Annotated in this window: 18 protein-coding genes; 10 read left to right on the top strand and 8 right to left on the bottom strand. The window is 39.0% G+C overall.

Going from position 1 to position 19,234, the window contains the following annotated elements; translation table 11 throughout:
• Positions 1-1,174: 1,174 nt before the first annotated feature.
• Positions 1,175-1,312 (bottom strand): hypothetical protein, encoded by a 138-nt coding sequence (locus tag ACFIMQ_RS05400; RefSeq protein WP_375703549.1) that lies wholly within the window; start codon positions 1,310-1,312, stop codon positions 1,175-1,177.
• 1,436 nt (positions 1,313-2,748) lie between these two features.
• Between ACFIMQ_RS05400 and ACFIMQ_RS05395 the strand changes: the two genes are divergently transcribed.
• Both ACFIMQ_RS05395 and ACFIMQ_RS05390 read left to right on the top strand, forming a co-directional pair.
• Complete coding sequence (locus ACFIMQ_RS05395; protein WP_375703548.1) at positions 2,749-3,702, top strand: YopJ/AvrA family T3SS effector serine/threonine acetyltransferase; 954 nt, start codon at positions 2,749-2,751, stop codon at positions 3,700-3,702.
• Between the two features lie 394 nt (positions 3,703-4,096).
• Entirely contained in the window at positions 4,097-5,041 is a 945-nt protein-coding gene (locus ACFIMQ_RS05390; RefSeq protein ID WP_375615889.1) for a YopJ/AvrA family T3SS effector serine/threonine acetyltransferase, read from the top strand.
• A 600-nt stretch (positions 5,042-5,641) separates the two neighbouring features.
• Here the strand turns inward: ACFIMQ_RS05390 and ACFIMQ_RS05385 are convergent.
• The 3 genes from ACFIMQ_RS05385 to ACFIMQ_RS05375 all read right to left on the bottom strand — a co-directional run bounded on the left by ACFIMQ_RS05385 (position 5,642) and on the right by ACFIMQ_RS05375 (position 6,392).
• Positions 5,642-5,767, bottom strand: coding sequence for a hypothetical protein (locus ACFIMQ_RS05385; RefSeq protein ID WP_375615888.1), 126 nt, complete (start codon positions 5,765-5,767; stop codon positions 5,642-5,644).
• A gap of 170 nt (positions 5,768-5,937) precedes the next feature.
• Complete coding sequence (locus ACFIMQ_RS05380) at positions 5,938-6,069, bottom strand: hypothetical protein (RefSeq protein ID WP_375615887.1); 132 nt, start codon at positions 6,067-6,069, stop codon at positions 5,938-5,940.
• 125 nt (positions 6,070-6,194) lie between these two features.
• Positions 6,195-6,392, bottom strand: coding sequence for a hypothetical protein (locus ACFIMQ_RS05375; RefSeq protein WP_375703547.1), 198 nt, complete (start codon positions 6,390-6,392; stop codon positions 6,195-6,197).
• A gap of 150 nt (positions 6,393-6,542) precedes the next feature.
• On the opposite strand from ACFIMQ_RS05375, the gene ACFIMQ_RS05370 reads away from it, so the two are divergent.
• The 6 genes from ACFIMQ_RS05370 to ACFIMQ_RS05345 all read left to right on the top strand — a co-directional run bounded on the left by ACFIMQ_RS05370 (position 6,543) and on the right by ACFIMQ_RS05345 (position 10,230).
• Positions 6,543-7,205: a lysozyme gene (locus tag ACFIMQ_RS05370; RefSeq protein ID WP_375615885.1), complete on the top strand. Its 663-nt coding sequence runs from the start codon at positions 6,543-6,545 to the stop codon at positions 7,203-7,205.
• On the top strand, positions 7,202-7,438 hold the full coding sequence (locus tag ACFIMQ_RS05365; RefSeq protein ID WP_375615884.1) for a hypothetical protein: 237 nt from the start codon (positions 7,202-7,204) through the stop codon (positions 7,436-7,438). The genes ACFIMQ_RS05370 and ACFIMQ_RS05365 overlap by 4 nt, the downstream gene beginning before the upstream one ends.
• Positions 7,362-7,574: a hypothetical protein gene (locus ACFIMQ_RS05360; RefSeq protein ID WP_375703546.1), complete on the top strand. Its 213-nt coding sequence runs from the start codon at positions 7,362-7,364 to the stop codon at positions 7,572-7,574. Before ACFIMQ_RS05365 ends, ACFIMQ_RS05360 begins: the two co-directional genes overlap by 77 nt.
• Positions 7,567-7,779: a hypothetical protein gene (locus tag ACFIMQ_RS05355; protein ID WP_375615882.1), complete on the top strand. Its 213-nt coding sequence runs from the start codon at positions 7,567-7,569 to the stop codon at positions 7,777-7,779. Before ACFIMQ_RS05360 ends, ACFIMQ_RS05355 begins: the two co-directional genes overlap by 8 nt.
• A gap of 1,776 nt (positions 7,780-9,555) precedes the next feature.
• Positions 9,556-9,861, top strand: a complete 306-nt coding sequence (locus tag ACFIMQ_RS05350) for a type II toxin-antitoxin system RelE/ParE family toxin (protein WP_375615881.1) — start codon at positions 9,556-9,558, stop codon at positions 9,859-9,861.
• A gap of 45 nt (positions 9,862-9,906) precedes the next feature.
• A complete protein-coding gene (locus ACFIMQ_RS05345) occupies positions 9,907-10,230 on the top strand; it encodes a helix-turn-helix domain-containing protein (protein ID WP_375615880.1) in 324 nt (107 codons plus the stop codon).
• Positions 10,231-10,941: 711 nt separating this feature from the next.
• On the opposite strand, the gene ACFIMQ_RS05340 is transcribed toward ACFIMQ_RS05345, so the two are convergent.
• The 3 genes from ACFIMQ_RS05340 to groES all read right to left on the bottom strand — a co-directional run bounded on the left by ACFIMQ_RS05340 (position 10,942) and on the right by groES (position 13,482).
• Complete coding sequence (locus tag ACFIMQ_RS05340; protein ID WP_375703545.1) at positions 10,942-11,121, bottom strand: hypothetical protein; 180 nt, start codon at positions 11,119-11,121, stop codon at positions 10,942-10,944.
• A gap of 361 nt (positions 11,122-11,482) precedes the next feature.
• Positions 11,483-13,126: a chaperonin GroEL gene (gene groL / locus ACFIMQ_RS05335; protein WP_375608136.1), complete on the bottom strand. Its 1,644-nt coding sequence runs from the start codon at positions 13,124-13,126 to the stop codon at positions 11,483-11,485.
• Between the two features lie 59 nt (positions 13,127-13,185).
• Entirely contained in the window at positions 13,186-13,482 is a 297-nt protein-coding gene (groES, locus tag ACFIMQ_RS05330; RefSeq protein ID WP_005774667.1) for a co-chaperone GroES, read from the bottom strand.
• 239 nt (positions 13,483-13,721) lie between these two features.
• Between groES and fumC the strand changes: the two genes are divergently transcribed.
• Positions 13,722-15,110 carry a class II fumarate hydratase gene (gene fumC, locus ACFIMQ_RS05325; RefSeq protein WP_375615878.1) on the top strand — a complete coding sequence of 463 codons (1,389 nt, stop codon included), beginning with the start codon at positions 13,722-13,724 and terminating at the stop codon, positions 15,108-15,110.
• Positions 15,111-16,056: 946 nt separating this feature from the next.
• Here the strand turns inward: fumC and ACFIMQ_RS05320 are convergent.
• Positions 16,057-16,233: a hypothetical protein gene (locus tag ACFIMQ_RS05320; protein ID WP_375703544.1), complete on the bottom strand. Its 177-nt coding sequence runs from the start codon at positions 16,231-16,233 to the stop codon at positions 16,057-16,059.
• 1,454 nt (positions 16,234-17,687) lie between these two features.
• Between ACFIMQ_RS05320 and ACFIMQ_RS05315 the strand changes: the two genes are divergently transcribed.
• Positions 17,688-18,578 carry an outer membrane protein gene (locus ACFIMQ_RS05315; protein ID WP_375615876.1) on the top strand — a complete coding sequence of 297 codons (891 nt, stop codon included), beginning with the start codon at positions 17,688-17,690 and terminating at the stop codon, positions 18,576-18,578.
• Positions 18,579-19,234 lie beyond the last annotated feature (656 nt).

Genomic DNA, 19,234 nt, shown 5'->3' with positions numbered 1-19,234 from the left:
TGTGAAAGGGCTGATTGAGTAAAAAGGGAGCGAATTACGTTGGTGTTAAGGTTGATATCACGCAATAGGCTTTTACGATGATGTTATCGAAAGTCTGCTGTTTTCTGTATATTTGTAAAAGCGTAAAAACGTGGAACTGTAAAGCCCCTCTCTTGGAAGGGAGCACTTGATATCCACAAGGCTTGCCTCTTCATGGGTTTCAAGGATGTAATGTGCACGACAAACAAGTTTAAAAATATCCACCCCGCATAAAAAACACTTAAACGTGTCACAGAAGACTTCTCTTATATTATACCCCTCCTCACTTACGTCACCCTGCCTCAAAAGATACTATTTCAACGGCATGGGCGGGATAAATATTGCCCCTCTTCCGCTCTTAACATTCCCCTATCGCCCCCTGTTGGAACAACCCAACCCCATCATGCAACTTTGCCCCCAAAGTTGCGACAACCCTTAACACTTGAGAAGAGCATGAGTGGCATTTTTAGTTCTTTCTTAGTCCGTTTTATCCAGATAGCTCTCTTTGACTCATAACGGATTGGCAAGTTGCACTTGAGAGTCACTGAGCATCCTATTACATATCATTGACAAAAAAACTTAAAGCGATCCAAACAAACCCAACAATATCCACCCCGCATAAAAAACACTTACACGTGTCACAGAAGACTTGCCTTATATTATACCCCTCCTCACTTACGTCACCCTGCCTCAAAAGATGCTATTTCAACGGCATGGACGGATAAATATTGCCCCTCTTCCGCTCTTAACATTCCCCTATCGCCCCCTGTTGGAACAACCCACCCCCATCATGCAACTTTGCCCCCAAAGTTGCGACAACTCTTAACATTCGAGAGGATTCACGAGGAGCATTTTTAGTTCTTTCTTGGTCCGTTTTATCCAGATAGCTCTTCTTGATTCATAGCAAAAAAGAGACATGGCATGAGATGATTCTCCATAGGTTTTAAATGATAACATCCTACGATAATTGAGGCTATCATTTAACCTGTCATTCCAGATGATAATGATAGATTTATGATTGTAAATCAATATCTTGTTATTAAAAACAACACGCTGCTTTTTTTACAAAATAAAAACATAATACCTTACGCGCAAAAACCGATCTTTATCTCCATGAACAACCATACAAGAAACCACTCTAAGAGTAACCCCTCTCCTAACCACCACCCCCAAAACCAACTACACAAGTCTTTCTCTCATCACACCACCAACACAATGGCAATAACCGTGCCCACCACCACCACCCGTGCCAAAAAGACATCATCAACCATCCATCCCCCACAAACATCGCCATCAACAAGCTTTCACCATCCCCCCTTTTTCACGAGAAAACATGTTCTTTGCCACATAAAAAAAGGGTCAATGAAGACAACATATCTTGCTGCACAACCAATAAATGAGCTTTTTCTGTAGATTTGTTTCCGCGATAAAAAAGGAACAATAATCGTTTTTCTGTTGACAAAATATGAAAAATCGTATTTAATAATGGGTGCGGTGTGGGTTTTTTTGCGTCTAGATTTCATTATCAAATCTTTAGGGTGGTATAAAATATTTATGCTGGGGTAAAAGAGTTGTATTTTTCAACACTATTTCAAAATATATTGTTTGAAAATGTATTTCGTCTTTTTCTGACTATATTTCTTTTGCATCACCAATCAACCAAATGATTTTGAGATATTCAAGCCAAACAGTATGCATAAAACGCTTCCCCAATAAAACACCTATGCAACACATCACAAAAAGGATGAGCAATACACGAACAAAAATAAGATAAATACAGCTGTTTTTGTTGACACATGGCACATTTTTTCCTGCTTTCCACACCTTAAAGGATGAAGATTCCACCCCCATCAATTTGTAAAAAAACAATTGTTCTTAGCAGGGTACACTTGAGAGTCACTTAGCCTCCCATTACATGTCATTGACCAAAAACTTAAAGCGATCCAAACAAACCCAACCATATCCACCCCGCATAAAAAACACTTAAACCAAGAGACTTGCTTTATACCACCCCTGCCTCAAAGAACACTATTTCAACGGCATGGGCGGGATAAATATTTGCCCCTCTTCATGCCCCCAACGTTCCTCTATCACCCCTTGGTTGGAACAACCCACCCCCATCATACACTTTGCCCCCAAAGTTGTGATAACTCTTAACACTTGAAAGGAGCATGAGTGATATTTTTAGTTCGTTCTTGGTCCGTTTTATCCATACAGATCTCCTTGACTCATGACGGATAAAAGACATGGTAGGATAATTTTACAACAGATGATGAATCATATTTCTCTTTAAGAAAAAACTCAAAAGACGCTTCCTAAAAAGAGCTATTCTAAAAATAGGTATTTACACAACAAGCACCTGTTGTAGGGGGGGCATTTTAGTTTTTCACGTAGAGAACTGTTGAAAATAGGCTGTTGTCTTTTCATTGAGATGAGGCATGCAAGAGCAATACACGCAATAAAAGTAACGTAAAATATCAAGATAACGTTGCCAATGCATCCAAACGTCTTACCGTTTTTACAGCTTTTAAAGGAAGAAAAAACACACGGATTTTTGAAATTAAAAAATCTCTCAATTAAGCCTTTTTATGAAGAAGTCGACAATATGCTCTCATCGCCCGCACCTTTCAAGGAACAAAGGCTCTCTCCCAAACATGGCCAGCCAAACATTGTTTAGCCAGAATTGAAGAAAATAATCATTTACTGATTATCAATATGGAGGTTCATAGTATGAAGCCACAAGATTCACCCCTCCCTGATTCATCCCAAACACCCCCAACACCTGAAGGCGCAAGCGCACCAGAGGATGCGCGTGCAGATGCATCACTCGAAAATCTTACTGCAGATTTAGAACGACTACACATAGAAAAAATAAAAAACACCCCTTTTAATCGTGCGGAATTAAAAGGCATTATTGCCGGTTTAGAAAAGCATAATACCGATGGCAGTTGGATCAAAAATTATTATGATATTTTAGATCTGTACATGATGCCAGCCTTGGTCGATCAAGCAAATCGTAAATATCCAGAAATGAATCTCAAACTTACAAGCCCCCCTGACGGCTTTGCCCTTGCACTCAAAGACACTTTCGAGCGCGGTATAACATCTTCCAGATTTATTGTTAATGCGCAAGATAGGGGCATCCATTTTGCGGTTGTCGATCATCAAACCATTGATAATAAAACATCTTTGATCTTTTTTGAACCAACCTTACTGCGTGACACGCTTCCCGCATTACTTGCATTAAGGACGCGACAATCCCTTGAACATTACCAATTTCCGAATATTCATTTTGCCATGGTAGAAATGGATATTCAACGAAGCTCCTCTGAATGTGGGATGTTCAGCTTAAGCCTTGCCAAAAAACTTTATCTTGAATCTCAAAAATTAGAAAGACTGCATAAAGATAATATTAAGGGCATATTATGTGAACCAAACACGCCTTTACCGGCTGAAAAATTAGATCCGTATATTCCACCTCGTTTATACAAACACTTACAAGGAAGAAGACGTCTTAGGGAATATTTACAAGCCAATCCGGATGCTGAACATGAAAAAGTAAACAAAAAAGGTGAAACCCTAACCGAAAGATTTGAGAGAAATTTAGTGACAACAGAGACAAAAACTGTTTCTGTTTCACAACATAGAAAAAGAGCAACGGAATACAAATCTCTGATGCTGTAATGAAGATTTTTTCCATCGCTGTATTCCATATCCATAAAGAATGAAGCGATGCGGCTTTACGGTGAGGAATGGACTTTGTAGGCTTTTCCCTTCGAAAGAGAGAAAGATGCAGACCGCAAGTAACGGAAACTCTTAAAGATAACAGTCAAAACGGTATATTCTATCAAAAGGAACATACTTACAGCTCGTATTTTAAAACCTTGAAGATAGAAAACACTCTCGGACTTTGTTGCATCTCAGAGATGGGTCCGCCCCGTTTTTTTATGTAATTGTTTAAGCCCCAGAATAGGCTCTCACCGCTTTTGCTTTTCTCTCTTTCAAAACATTTTTTAGCCAGAATTGAAGAAAATAACCATTTATCGATTATCAAATTATCAATATGAAAGTTCATAGTATGAAGCCACAAGTTTCACCCCTCCCTCATTCATCCCAAACACAAGAAGGAGCAAGCGCACCCCAAGGAGCCAGCACAAATGAATCTTTAGAAGACCTTATTGCACGTTTAATGCAAAGTTCGGTCCAAACAGAAGAAGAACATGTTGCACCGAATTCAGAAGAATTAAAAGATATTATTACAGGCTTAGAAAGTGATCTTATCACCAGCCGTTGGATTAACTCTTATTATGAAAACACAGATATTAGATTGATGCCTGCTCTCGTAGAAAAAGCAAACAGCAAATATCCAGAAATGAATCTCAAATTAGCTCTTACAGCAGAAGAGTTTTCGCACGCACTAAAAGAAGTCGTTGAGAGCGATGCAAAATCTGCCCGATTTATAGTAAATTCGAAAAACAAAATCCACTTTGCAGTCCTTGACTATCAAAAAGTTGATGACAAAATCTCTTTGATTATGCTTGAACCTACAACCTTTCAGAATATCACGGCTTGCAAACTAGGGATAAAAATCAATCAAACCCTTGAATGTCTTCAACTGCCTCCCTATTCTTTTACCATGGCCGAAATGGATATTCAGCGAAGCTTTTCTGAATGTGGGATGTTCAGCTTAAACCTTGCCAAAAAGCTTCATCTTGAATCTGAAAAATTAGAAAGACTGCACAAGGATAACGTTAAGGGTGTCTTATGTGAACCAAACGCATCTTTATCTCCTGAAAAGTTGGATACATATCTTACAACCTCTTTTTATAAACATGCACAAGGGAGAAGACGTCTTGAACAATATATAAAATCTAATCCGGATGCTGAACATGAAAAAGTCAACAAAAAAGGTGAAACTTTAACCGAGAGATTTGAAAAAAATTTAGAGACAGCAGATGGAAAAGCTGTTTCTGTTTCACAACATAAAAAAAGGATTCATGAATACAAATCTATAATGATGTAATTGAGACTTTTTTCATCGCCACATTCCATAGCCATAAAGACATTTCATATTCATAAAGAATGAAGTGACACTATTTTACGGCAAGGGTTAAATTTTGTCAGCTTTTCCGTTTGAAAGAGAGAAAGACGCACACCGCAAGCAACATAAGCTCTTAAAGACAAACGATAAAACGGTGTTATTTTATAAAAGGAGGTCCTCTTAAAACTATAATCAAAAATCCAAAGCTCTTCTTAGCTATAATCCCTCCTTGAAGAGGCAGAATGCTAGATACATGAAATATTTTATGGTTTTAGAGATTTAAGTGAAAGCATAGGTCTCCTCCTATAGAATTTTTCTAAGAGTATCGCTTTCTCTCAAACGCCTCTACATCAATGCCATGCTCTCAAACCACCGCGAACAGCCGCTCTCTATCCCCACAATCACACACCATCCGTTCTCTCCATCTCTCACTCCTCACAACCACTGCCAACACAACCGCAATCACAACCAATGCCAACACAAATAATTGTACACCTCTCCTAATCCCTGCCGCGCCAACAGTGCCCTTCTAAGAGTTCCACTCACCATACCATACATGTCACCCCTCCAACCTCACCCGTGTCATGCCACCGCTAACACAACCGCCAACACAATGCCCATGACCCCGTGTGCATCACACCAACACCGCGCCCGCGCCAATAAGACGCTATCAACAAACCACCCCATGGGAATGGGTCTCAAAACCAACAACAACGCTCTCCATCCCCACAAACAAACCCTTTCCCCTTGCAAAAATCCTTTCTCACAAGAGAAAAAGAAGTATGGGACACAGAATGTACCTCTATTCGGAAATTTTTATAGCACCCTCCCCCTCACAACCAGCACTTAACCGGAGTCATCATCCTTGCCCCACCACGCTACCCCGCCAACAAAACCGCCAACAAAACCGCCAACACAATGGCAATGCCCTGTGTGCACCACATCAACATCGCCCGCATCAATAAGATGCTATCAACAAACCACCCCATAGGAATGGATCTCAAAACCAACAACAACGCTCTCCATCCCCACAAACAAACCCTTTCCCCTTGCAAAAATCCTTTCTCACAAGAGAAAAAGAAGTATGGGACACAGAATGTACCTCTATTCGGAAATTTTTATAGCACCCTCCCCCTCACAACCAGCACTTAACCGGAGTCATCATCCTTGCCCCACCACACCACCCCGCCAACAAAACCGCCAACACAATGGCAATGCCCTGTGTGCACCACATCAACATCGCCCGCACCAACAAGACGCTATCAACAAACCACCCCATAGGAATGGATCTCAAAACCAACAACAACGCTCTCCCAACGGAAAATATGACCACATCCAACCATGCCCCACCCCTAGGATTACACGGATAACATTTTGATTTAATTAATTTTTCGTCTCTTCTATTTTTGAAGAGCAAAAAAATCATTTTTAATATGTCAACCAGCCTCACATCAAAGTGAGGCTTTATTTTATGGAGAAGCAAATGAGAAAAATATCATCCGCAGGGCTTGCACTCATTAAACAATGGGAAGGATTGCGTTTAAATGCCTATAAAGATTCCATCGGGGTATGGACAATTGGCTATGGACATACCAGCACTTCTGGCAAACCGTTTGTTCACAAGGGCATGACCATCACTGAAAAACAAGCAGAAGAACTTCTTTGCCAAGACTTAAGACAATTTGAAAATACCGTTGAAAAAAATGTGACGGTTTCCTTAACGAATGAACAATTCGCCGCGCTCGTATCGTTTTGCTATAATGTAGGAACAGCTGCTTTTTGCAACTCGACCCTTCTAAAAAAGCTCAATAATGGCGAATATGAAGCCATCCCTGCTGAATTACAAAAATGGACCAAAGCAGGTGGAAAACGCCTTCACGGTCTTGTACACCGTCGTGCAGCAGAAGCAGGCTTATGGGCAAAAGGGGCTTATGTTTCTCCCAACTACCAAACCGTAGAAACGCAAGCACCAATGGGATTTTTCAAAGCAGAAGCGCTTACACCGATTATTGGTTCTTTTTCTGGACTTGGAGGCTTATTGGCAGGCAATGGACCCATCCAATGGGCATTGGCAACCATTATGGTTTTAGCCGCCTGTGTTGGCATTTTCTTTGTGGCAAAACGGTTTCGGGAGCAACGTTTATGATGTGGTGGATGAAAAAAAATCTGATGATAACAGGAGCGGCTCTGACCGCTTTTTTTATCGCTTTTGCAAAAATTTTCACTCTTGGCAAAAAGATTGAACAACAAAAGCAAACAGAAAAAACCTTAAAGGCGGCAACAACACGGTTGGAGATGGAAAATGAAATTAATCAAAAAAGTGATGCTGATGTACGCGCTGCTCTTTCTCACTGGTTGCGCGATAAAAACAATCAATGAGCCTTCTTCTTGCGTTGGTTGGATGCCCATTTATTTAGACAACAAAGACCTCAATATCATCAGCTCAAATCTGGCAAGAGATATTTTAAAGCATAACAAACAAGGGGAAGGCTTGTGTGGGTGGAAACATGGCTAGAAAAAAAACAGAAAAGCAAATGGAGCTTACAGAAAAGGAAAAAGAAATGCTACAAGAAATCATCATGACTTATAAAAGTATAAAAATGATGTCACGCTATACGAAGTGGATTATCTTTATCATTTTTTTATTAGCGCTTGATTTTTCACGTATCATAGATGCATTGACAAGTATTTTTACACAAAAATCGAATATTCAGCTCTAAAATAAAAAATAAAAGGTGAGACGTGCTAACTCTTACTATAAAAAGCCATCGGTTCATAATTTTTTTTAAACAGAGAGCTTTTATTGATGATTTTTCACGTCTCACGAAAAATTTTCACACTCTTCACAAACACCATTACGAAATGAATTTAAGTGCATTAAAAAGATTTCTTTAATAAGCGCATAAGTAAGCAACGGAATGGTATTGTCTACCATAAAGCCCCATTTTTACACTTGTAAAGAAGCAAGCTGGCACCATTATACATTTACCCCCCCAATATTAGCAACAAGCCTTAGAAAAGAGTCATTTCGCTCTCATAGTGCTTTTCATAATGGCGTTTGTAAATGGTATAAAGATAAAGTTCCTATGAATCATATAAAACTATAGGGCACCATCATCTTTTACGCTTGCGAAAAAGCACGCTGGCATTATCATATTTTTCCAGCCTACAATGTTGTGATAACCCTGTTTAATAAACACCTTAACTATTTGAGAATATTCATGAAAAGCATTTTTATTTTCTTTAAGGATTTTACTCTCTCTCTCTACTTGTAAGATACGAAGAAATGATTGTGATTGTTTCAAAATGAGAGAGAGATTTAAAATGAAAAAATCCTCTGCTATGAAGCTTTCTTATTCAACGTATAAAACAATGAATGATTATTCTAAAAAAGCGTTTCTCCATTAAAAAATGTGAAGCAGCACTGATTGTTGTTATTATCTGCAAGAATGAATGCTTTTGAAAAGCCATATTACATTGATTGGTGATCATAATGGAGCGTTATTCAACTTGAATTAGACCCCTGAATACCATAGGATTCTCTTATTTCCAAACCTATTCCATGTTGAAAGAACCAAACCCATGTTGCTTGCACATTACAAGCAGAGCGAGAGCAGAGTCAAAAACTGTATAAGAAAGAAAACAAAAATGCCTCTCATGAAGCGTTTCAAATAGTCAAGGTTTTTATAAACAGGGTTATCACAACATTGAAGGCTAGAAAAGTGTGATAATGCCTGCTTGCTTTTTCGCAAGCGTAAAAGATGATGGTGCCCTATAGTTTTATATGATTCATAGGAACTTTATCTTTATACCATTTACAAACGCCATTATGAAAAGCACTGTGAGAGCGAGATGACTCTTAAAAAAACACGTGAATATGCAAGACCAGTCTATCGGGAGTATTTTGTTGTACATAAGAGGCGTCCCCCCATGAAAGAACGCAAAAAATAAAAGCATAAAGCAATGTATAATTTTCATTATTTAAAAAATATTACCATAGATCCTTTCGAAAGGTATAAAGCAGAAAGATGATGGCGAGTGATTTACACCTTTACATTCTTTCTCAGTGAAACTGTCTTCCTATTTCAGAAATTGCCCAAACAGAAAGAAGCAAGACGCTCTCTCCCATCGAGTGTATAACAGCTGGAAATGTTCGTAGGGCTCTTACCCCTCTCAATTTTTTCTCAAACATGCTGCTGCATTGGAATTTGATGTTGATTGACAAGCAGCAGAAAAAGCACGCATGCTCTTAGAAAAACAACGCCATCAAGTTAAAAATATAACAGCTATGGATGAGAGAGATGCGTTGACTTTTTAACATAACAAAAAAGACTGAGATGGGCATGCTGTAAAACAACAACCATAACACAATTGGCTTTGCGTTTGCTTCGCCTTGATAGTGTCCAATCCTTTGTGCCCAATTTTATTAATAATAGTTATTAATAAAATCACAAAATTAAAATAACCACTTAAAATTATTTTGTATATTAATCATCATGAGTAAAATAAAACGTATCGTATGGCTTGGATCTTCACTCAAAGATATAAAAAGTCTGCCTAGTCTTATTCAACAAAGGATTGGTTATGCTCTTTATCTTTCTCAGGGAGGAGATAAAGGAGAAAATGTTAAGGTTCTCAAGGGGGGTGGATCTGCCAATATCCTAGAAATTATTGAACACGATATCAAAGGAACTTATCGCGCTGTTTATACGGTACAATATAAAAATCTCTTTATGTGTTGCATTGTTTTCAGAAAAAATCGACCCATGGCATTGCAACACCAAAACCAGACATTAATCTGATTAAAGAACGTCTCAAGTAAGCAGAACAATTAGAAGGGAATGAAAATGATCAATGTTTTTCAGGGTAGTTCCAATGTTTATGCGGATCTTGGTGTTTCAGATTCCAGAGAGATGCTTATCAAAGCACAACTTGCTCATAAGATTAGTCAAATTCTGAAAGAAAAGAACTTAACACAAAAACAGGCTAATCAACTTTTGAAAATGACTCAACCAAAACCGTCTAAACTTTTAAGTGGAGAATTTAGAGGAATGAGTGAAATGAAAATGCTTGAGTGTTTGGCAAAATTGGGAAACGATATCAAGATTACTGTTAATCCGAAAGAAGTTAAAACGCTTGAAGGATATTTTGAAGTTGTTTTTGCTTCTTAAAATTCTTTATGATTTGCTTTTTATGGTCTATTCATACAGGGAAATCTTATATAAAAGTGGTCAAATAAATCACGTATAAAAGTGTGGATTTATATCAAATAATTCCACTCAAACTATTGGTTTTATTAGTTTTCGTGTAATAATATATCTTCTTGTTCGTAATAATTTCTTTTTTCGGCTACCTGTCGTGGTTTCCTTGGCTGGAAAATTACATGCCACAATATATGCAACAAACAAGTTTGATATCTGTCAACATGGATTTTTCCCCAGTTTACGAGACTAACTTGCCGAATAAAAGATGAAAGAAAGGCGAAAAATTGATTTTTCTCTTTAAGCTTCTCAAATGAAACTATCTCTCTATTTTAAGAGATGACCCAATGTTACGACAGCTCTTTCCACTTAAAGCCCTTGCCACTTAAAACGGTTCATAAGAGCCATTTTATCCTTTCTTATACAAATCTTATTCCTCCACTCATCCGGCTTTTGACGTGCAAGAGATATGGTTTTGATTGATTCAACATGGAATAAGATTTGAAATGAGAGAATTTTACGATATTCGGATCTCTCATTCAAATTGAATAACACTATATTATTATAAATCAAAGTATTACCCAAACAAAAAGACACATATTTCAGGGTGCAAAAAACATTTAACAGAGCAAACACTTAAATTTTGTTTTCATGCAAAAGCTTGAAATACCAGCATCTTATTCATAAAAAAAACAACAAGCCCGACCATGCTTTTTCCAACACTCTCTTTCCAACGCCCTCTCTTTCCAACACTCTCTTTCCAACACTCTCTTTCCAACGCCCTCTCTTTCCAACGCCCTCTCTTTCCAACGCTCCATGGGGACTGACTCTTAAATGATTACGCTGGTTCATAAAAACCATAGTGACCTCCCCCTTATGAAGCACAAACACAGAACTTTTTAATGGTAAATGCGTAAGCTTGAAATGAAAAAAGAAAACCGTATGAGAAGAAAGTTATTATCAATCAAAGCATTGTATTTTTATCCGCAAAATATCTTCAAAGCCAATCCCTCCACGATAAAAATATTTCATAAATGCGAGAAAAGAGCCAAGAACCAAGCGTGAAATCTATTCAGACACACGATAAATCAAACCGTGGAAAAGAGAATAATCCTCTAAGATAAAGGAACTGTCAAAAAAGCAAAAACTCATATGAAATATAAAGAAATATACAAAAAACGGGCCCAGAAGGCCCGTTTCTTTATAACCTCTATAAAAGGGCTTAGAAATCCATTCCGCCCATTCCACCCATTCCGCCACCAGGCATTGGAGGCATTGGAGTATCTTTCTTTGGAACTTCAGCAACCATTGCTTCTGTTGTGATCAGAAGGCTAGCAATTGAAGCCGCATTCTGAAGAGCAGAACGCACAACTTTCACAGGATCAACGATTCCCAAAGCAATTAAATCACCAAATTCACCGGTTGCGGTATTGTAACCATAAGTATCCGCATTGTTTTCCAGCACTTTGCCCACAATAATAGCGGCTTCTTCACCGGCATTGGTTGCGATTTGGCGCGCTGGTGCCTGTAGTGCACGACGAACAATATTAATACCCGCTTCTTGGTCAGGATTACTTCCCTTAATGGTCAACGCACTTGCTGCACGCAACAATGCGGTACCACCACCAGCAACAATACCTTCTTCAACAGCAGCACGTGTTGCATTCAAAGCATCATCAACACGGTCTTTCTTTTCTTTCACTTCAACTTCTGTTGCACCACCCACACGGATAACAGCAACACCACCAGCGAGTTTAGCAAGTCTTTCTTGCAATTTCTCACGGTCATAGTCAGAAGTTGTTTCTTCGATCTGAGCCTTGATTTGATTAACGCGAGCAGTAATTTCGCTCTTTTGTCCAGCACCATCAATAATAGTGGTATTTTCTTTAGAAATATTCACTTTCTTTGCACGTCCAAGCATATCCAAAGTGACATTCTCAAGTTTAATGCCCACATCTTCAGAAATAACCTGTCCGGATGTCAAGATTGCGATATCTTCAAGCATGGCTTTACGGCGATCACCAAATCCAGGAGCTTTTACAGCAGCAATTTTCAAACCACCACGCAGCTTGTTGACCACGAGCGTTGCCAAAGCTTCACCTTCCACATCTTCAGCAATGATAAGAAGTGGTTTTCCAGACTGAACAACCGCTTCCAAAACAGGAAGTAAGGATTGCAAATTAGACAATTTCTTTTCGTGAATGAGAATGTAAGGATCATCGAGATCAGCGACCATTTTCTCAGCATTTGTGACAAAATAAGGGGAAAGATACCCACGGTCAAATTGCATTCCTTCAACGACTTCTAATTCCGTTTCAGCGGTTTTAGCTTCTTCCACGGTAATGACGCCTTCATTGCCAACTTTTTCCATAGCATCAGCGATCATTTTACCGATTTCAGCAGCACCATTAGCGGAAATTGTTCCCACTTGTGCAATTTCTGCTGACGTTTGGATTTTTTTAGCTTTTTTGAAGAGGTTTGCCACCACTTCTTCAACAGCAGCATCAATTCCACGCTTCAAATCCATTGGATTCATGCCGGCAGCAACAGCTTTAACACCTTCTTGCACAATAGCTTGTCCCAAAACAGTTGCTGTTGTTGTTCCATCACCCGCAACATCATTGGTTTTAGAAGCAACTTCGCGCAACATTTGTGCACCCATATTCTCGAACTTATCTTCCAGTTCGATTTCTTTTGCAACGGATACACCATCTTTTGTGATGCGAGGCGCACCAAATGATTTATCAATCACCACATTGCGACCTTTAGGGCCGAGTGTCACCTTCACAGCATTAGCAAGAATGTCGACACCGCGCAACAAACGCTCACGCGCATCACGGCCAAATTTGACTTCTTTAGCAGCCATTTAATTTCTCCTTGGAGTTTTTTTCAAAATAGTACACAATGAAAAATTAAGTGCTTCAATTAGCCCATAATTCCCATAATGTCAGATTCTTTCATGATGAGGAGGTCTTCCCCATTAATCTTGACTTCAGTTCCAGACCATTTTCCAAATAAAATACGGTCTCCTGTTTTTACTTCCAAAGGCACACGCTTTCCGTTATCATCCAGAGCGCCATTGCCAACAGCAATCACTTCGCCTTCTTGAGGTTTTTCTTTCGCTGTATCAGGGATAATGATCCCACCAGCCGTTTTATTTTCAGATTCAACCCGACGGACAACGACACGGTCGTGAAGTGGGCGGAATTGTATATTAGCCATGTTTTAAATCCTTAAAACTGAACATAATTGGATTAATCTTAAAATTCTTGCTAGCACTCTCTTCATGTGAGTGCTAACACTATCTAAGATATAAAATCGGTATTTCTCAATGTCAAGAATAACCATAAAAAAATAGTCATAAAAAATTTCTCTCAAAGAAGATTCAAAGTCTTGCCTCTTATTCCACTTTCGCGTTATTTAGCTCCTTTAAGAACCCGTGAACAAAAAAGGATCTTATCATGGTTGAAACACGTCAGGAAACGGATAGCTTTGGAACGATTTCGGTACGTCAAGATCGTTATTGGGGCGCACAAACTGAACGTTCTCTGCATAATTTTAATATTGGCAGTGAAAAGCAGCCTCTTACCATTATTTACGCCTTAAGCCTTGTAAAAAAAGCCGCTGCACTTGTAAATATGGACAAAGGCAAACTTTCCCCAAAGATTGGAAAAGCCATTGTCACTGCCGCAGATGAAGTTCTCTCTGGCGCATTCGACACGCATTTTCCTCTTTCTGTTTGGCAAACAGGCTCAGGGACACAAAGCAATATGAATGTTAACGAAGTTATTGCCAACCATGCCAGCATGCTTTTGGGTGGCAAACTGGGAAGCAAAAAGCCTGTTCATCCCAATGACCATGTCAATATGAGTCAATCATCGAATGATTCCTTTCCCACAGCACTTCACATTGCCACCACGCTGCAAACGCGCCAACATCTTTTTCCCATTCTTGAAGCGCTGATTACCACTTTAAGAAAGAAAGAAGAAGAATTTGCCGACATCATCAAAATCGGAAGAACCCATACGCAAGATGCAACCCCCTTAACCCTTGCACAAGAATTTTCAGGCTATCGCGTAGCACTAGAAGCCAATCTTCAGCGTATTGAAACCGCTCTTACCGATGTTCAAATGCTCGCCCAAGGAGGGACGGCTGTCGGAACAGGGCTCAATGCCCCCAAAGGTTTCGACGTCGCCTTTGCCGAAACAATTAGCTCCCTCACAGGGATCCCTTTTAAGACGGCACACAATAAATTTGAAGCTCTCGCCCATCATGGGGCGCTTGCCCATTTCCACGGAAGTCTGAATGCATTAGCCGCAGATCTCTTTAAAATTGCCAATGACATTCGGTTTTTAGGCTCTGGTCCACGCTCTGGTTTAGGCGAACTAAACTTGCCTGAAAATGAACCCGGCTCTTCTATTATGCCAGGCAAAGTTAACCCCACCCAGTGTGAAGCCATGACAATGGTTTCTTGCCAAGTCTTTGGGAATCATACCAGCGTAACATTTGCCGCCAGCCAAGGACATTTTGAACTCAACGTTTATAAACCTGTCATTGGCTATAACGTTTTACAATCGATTACACTTCTTGGTGATTGCATGCGCTCTTTTGATCTACATTGCATTCAAGGATTACGGGCCAATCGCATTCATATTCACTCTCTCATGGAGCGCTCTCTCATGTTAGTCACAGCTCTTGCACCAGAAATTGGCTATGAAAAAGCTGCTGAGATTGCCAAAGCAGCGCATAAAAATGATACAACTTTGCGCACAGAAGCACTAAAAGCTGGTGTTTCTGGTGATGATTATGATCGGCTGGTTGATCCTAAAAAAATGATTGCGCCCCAATAAAGAGGGCGCATGCTTTTGTTATTGCTTGTCAATCAACATCCAAACTTACTGCAGCAGCAAGATTAAAGTGGTTTGAAAGCTTTCTCTGCTGTTGCAGCTTACATGCCAAAGAGGATGAGTGTATTGCATATCCCTTTTTGGATCATCTCTATAATGGAAATACAGCCTCATTTGCAGAGAATATAAAGCCGTAAGGTAAAACCAATCTCCAGCTTTGCATCCTTTAATGTAGCTTTGAAACAAAGATTAAAGTGGTTTGAGGGTTTTCTCTACTGTTGCAGCTTATATACCAAAGAGGATGAGTGTATTGCATATCCCTTTTTGGATCATCTCTGTAATGGAAATACAGCCTCATTTGCAAAGAATGTAAAGCCGTAAGGTAAAACCAATCTCCAGCTTTGCATCCTTTAATGCAGCTTTGAAACAACGATTAAAGTGGTTTGAGGGTTTTCTCTACTGTTGCAGCTTATATACCAAAGAGGATGAGTGTATTGCATATCCCTTTTTGGATCATCTCTATAATGGAAATACAGCCTCATTTGCAGAGAATATAAAGCCGTAAGGTAAAACCAATCTCCAGCTTTGCATCCTTTAATGTAGCTTTGAAACAAAGATTAAAGTGGTTTGAGGGTTTTCTCTACTGTTGCAGCTTATATACCAAAGAGGATGAGTGTATTGCATATCCCTTTTTGGATCATCTCTGTAATGGAAATACAGCCTCATTTGCAAAGAATGTAAAGCCGTAAGGTAAAACCAATCTCCAGCTTTGCATCCTTTAATTTAGCCTTACAACTTTCAAAAACGTCAAGAGCAATATCTTTTAACGAATAGAGAGGACGCATTGCCTCACGCTTTTATTTTTCACGTTCTTTAATGGAATCACGTCCTTCATGTAAAATAGAACACCCCAAATCAAATATACTTGCGTAGCTAATTTACACGTTTTTTAAAGAAACATATCTCTTGTTCTCAAGCCCATTTCGCGACAGTGTCCGTAAATGATATAGCCTAAACGCCATTGAACGCCCCCATCTTTACGCTTAGAGCAAACCAGCACCATCAACACAACTTCTACCAACGTCCACGATTGCGTGACACCTCTTGGTATTGGAGACAAGTTCATGGGGGGCTTTTGTCCTTGTCTTATACAGTTTCACTCCACACAGGGCTCTCCCCGCTTGTAACGTGCAAGAGACATGGATTTTGTTTGATACAACAAGCAACAAACTTGAAACGAGAAAACCTTAAGATGTTTAAGGGTCCCATTCACGTTGAAGAGCACTAAATTATCCACTTATAAATCAGTCTATTCTCCCCAAAAGCCCCTATAAAGAAGATGAAAACTTCTTAAGCCTTTCTGTTAAAAAATCGGGATGCAAACACCCCGATTATGATGACTCTACAACATTCATTTTAGGGTCTCATTAGACTCTCATCGCCGTTGCGACTCTTGCCCACGATTGCGTGAAATCCCTTGGTATTGGAGTCATGAGGGGATTTTGTCCTTGTTTTATACAGTTTCACTCCACACAGGACTCTCCCCGCTTGTAACGTGCAAGAGACATAGATTTTGTTTGATGCAACAAGCAACAAACGCGAAAATCTTAAGGCGGTCAAGGTTCTCATACACATTGAAGAGCACTCAATTATCATTGATAAATCAGGATATTGCCAAAAGAAGAACAACTCTTTGAACAGAACTTAATGCACCAAACGGTTTTAACATTGCCTTTGCCGAAACAATCCGCCTACTCTCGGAGGTCTCCTTTAAGACTACTCGCAATAAATTTAAAGCCCCTCCCCCAACATGGAAGCCCTCACGCCTCATGGGAGTCCCACTCCTCATGGAGCTCTCACCCATTTCCACAAAAGCCTGAATAGATGTGCACTAATCTCTTTAAAGCTACCCATGACATTCGGTTTTAGGCTCTGATCCACATTCTAGCTTAGGCAAACAAGAAGGGAGATAATTTATCGTTTTACATGGTGCATAAGAAGCCTGATGATCTTAAGATTCTCCCACTTCTCCCCTTTTTATTCTTGGTATTGCCCCTTACTTGTTCTTCCTATTGTATTGAATCAATCAAGATTATTCGCCAAAATTATTCGCTTGAGCGTCATAAGCGAGAGCGTCATATAAATAAAAACGATTGAAAAAAATAACGTCACGCATTTCTCAAACACCAAGAGCTATCGCAATATTGGAAACTGGCAAAGAATATAACAGCGCTAACATGCATTTTTAATATCACCCATAATGGATATTGCGTCTATCGAATAAATAATAAAAAGTATTTTTATATATAAAATAATGGTTTTTATAACAAACTAAAACATTATTTGCTATAGCATAATGTTTTCTAAAACATAGAGTACAATGAAGGACTATATTAAAAAGCTTGCAAATCAACGCTTCCATAATGAAAACCGCATGAAAAACAAGTTAAAAAAACTTTCAAAGTTACGTAGGCATAAATTTTTAGAGGATTTTATTTTTCATAATGATATTAACTATAGATTTTTTTAACCAATTAATATACAATGTGTTTTGATTTAAAACAAATTGGGGACGTTTTTATGAATACAAAATGTTTAATTACGCTGTCTATTTTCGCTTTCATTACCGCTTCAACAGCGCAAGCAGCAGATACGGTAATCTTTAAGCAACCAAAATCGAATGTTTCATCGTCAAACGTTTTATCGCCACGTATCTCACCGGTTACTGTCTCTGCGCCTTTTTCTTGGTCTGGTTTTTATTTAGGAGGACAAATTGGATATTTTTCCAGTCAAAACACTCTAAATTACGCACAAGAATCCAGAGAGGGGAAATGGGCTTGGGTTGATAGAGGCTTATCTCCCAAACCATCAGGATTGAGAGCAGGTTTGTATGCAGGCTCTAATATTGATCTGGGAAATAACCTTATTTTCAGTTTTGATACGGACATGGTCTGGTCTGGGAGAAAAGACACCCAAACAGGCAATGAAAAGAGAATTCTAGATGAATTAGACACGATTAACGTTGCCTTTAAAAAAGCTGGGATTCCTATTATAAAACCTGCAGCCCAAGATGAAACGATACCCAACTATGGTGACATTGTTGTAAGCAGTGTAACATTGAAAGAAAAATGGGCTGGCGCCGCACGCGCGCGTATTGGTTTTGCTTCCCATCGTCTTATGCCTTATATTGCAGGGGGTATCGCCTACACACAGATGCAATATATCATGTCACTGTTAACAAAATCGCAAGAAGATTCGACAGTATTTGCTTCTGGCAATGTATTAGATGAGACAAAAATCATGGTTGGTTACACTATTGGTGGTGGTTTTGATCTTGCAATGACAGATAACATCGTCATGCGTACAGAATATCGCTATTCAGATTTTTTTAAACAGAAATTTGCCGACGATAAACTTAAAATCGCCTCAAAAACACATGATTTTCGCCTTGGCATTGCTTATAAATTCTAATATCTTGTAAAAATTGAACTGTTAAAAAACCCTGTTAAAAACAGGGTTTTTTTATAGCGCCTTTTCCCTTAGAAAGACGAAGATTTTTGAAACCAGTGCTAAACTTCAAACAAATGGTTACGAAACAATCCAACTTTTCTTAAAGCAAGCTCCCATCCTTTGAACCTTTCATGGTATGCATTTGGAATATAATAGCTACAACACATTGGTTTATAAAAATAATTTAGAATCATTCACCTTGAATGGGAGTCCCGAATAACGTAAGATTCTCTTATTTCAAATCTATTCTTGTTCACTCAAACAAAATCATGTCGCGTACACGTTATAATCGGGGAGAGCCTGTATGGAGTGAATGTGTACAAGAAAGAATTTAAAGAGCCTCTCATGAACCATCTCAAGGACCAAGAGCTATAAAGAAACCTAAAGTGCTAAGAGCCTGTTGCAATACCCACGAGCGAGCACAAAGTGTGTGATAGTGCCGGCTTGCTTCTTCTTAAAGCTTTTATACACTTCACGAGTGTTTTAACATCTTACAATTGGGCGCCATCGTAAAATGAATGAGAGCACTTATAAGAGATATTTCTTTATAATAAAAAGCCCCCTTTTTATCTATATAGATAATTGATTTGATTTATATTTTTGTAAAGTTAGGGACG

This window comes from Bartonella sp. AD13SXNS (assembly GCF_042196465.1).
GTDB lineage: Bacteria > Pseudomonadota > Alphaproteobacteria > Rhizobiales > Rhizobiaceae > Bartonella.
Note: the sequence above shows the minus strand (reverse complement) of the source record. Positions and strands in the feature narration are given on the sequence as shown.

Excerpts from the sequence above, each read along its gene's own strand:
- ACFIMQ_RS05400 (WP_375703549.1), bottom strand. The coding sequence starts at position 1,312 with ATGGCGATGTTTGTGGGGGATGGATGGTTGATGATGTCTTTTTGGCAC.
- ACFIMQ_RS05395 (WP_375703548.1), top strand. The coding sequence starts at position 2,749 with ATGAAGCCACAAGATTCACCCCTCCCTGATTCATCCCAAACACCCCCA.
- ACFIMQ_RS05390 (WP_375615889.1), top strand. The coding sequence starts at position 4,097 with ATGAAGCCACAAGTTTCACCCCTCCCTCATTCATCCCAAACACAAGAA.
- ACFIMQ_RS05370 (WP_375615885.1), top strand. The coding sequence starts at position 6,543 with ATGAGAAAAATATCATCCGCAGGGCTTGCACTCATTAAACAATGGGAA.
- ACFIMQ_RS05365 (WP_375615884.1), top strand. The coding sequence starts at position 7,202 with ATGATGTGGTGGATGAAAAAAAATCTGATGATAACAGGAGCGGCTCTG.
- ACFIMQ_RS05360 (WP_375703546.1), top strand. The coding sequence starts at position 7,362 with ATGAAATTAATCAAAAAAGTGATGCTGATGTACGCGCTGCTCTTTCTC.
- ACFIMQ_RS05355 (WP_375615882.1), top strand. The coding sequence starts at position 7,567 with ATGGCTAGAAAAAAAACAGAAAAGCAAATGGAGCTTACAGAAAAGGAA.
- ACFIMQ_RS05350 (WP_375615881.1), top strand. The coding sequence starts at position 9,556 with ATGAGTAAAATAAAACGTATCGTATGGCTTGGATCTTCACTCAAAGAT.
- ACFIMQ_RS05345 (WP_375615880.1), top strand. The coding sequence starts at position 9,907 with ATGATCAATGTTTTTCAGGGTAGTTCCAATGTTTATGCGGATCTTGGT.
- ACFIMQ_RS05340 (WP_375703545.1), bottom strand. The coding sequence starts at position 11,121 with ATGGTTTTTATGAACCAGCGTAATCATTTAAGAGTCAGTCCCCATGGA.
- groL (WP_375608136.1), bottom strand. The coding sequence starts at position 13,126 with ATGGCTGCTAAAGAAGTCAAATTTGGCCGTGATGCGCGTGAGCGTTTG.
- groES (WP_005774667.1), bottom strand. The coding sequence starts at position 13,482 with ATGGCTAATATACAATTCCGCCCACTTCACGACCGTGTCGTTGTCCGT.
- fumC (WP_375615878.1), top strand. The coding sequence starts at position 13,722 with ATGGTTGAAACACGTCAGGAAACGGATAGCTTTGGAACGATTTCGGTA.
- ACFIMQ_RS05320 (WP_375703544.1), bottom strand. The coding sequence starts at position 16,233 with ATGAACTTGTCTCCAATACCAAGAGGTGTCACGCAATCGTGGACGTTG.
- ACFIMQ_RS05315 (WP_375615876.1), top strand. The coding sequence starts at position 17,688 with ATGAATACAAAATGTTTAATTACGCTGTCTATTTTCGCTTTCATTACC.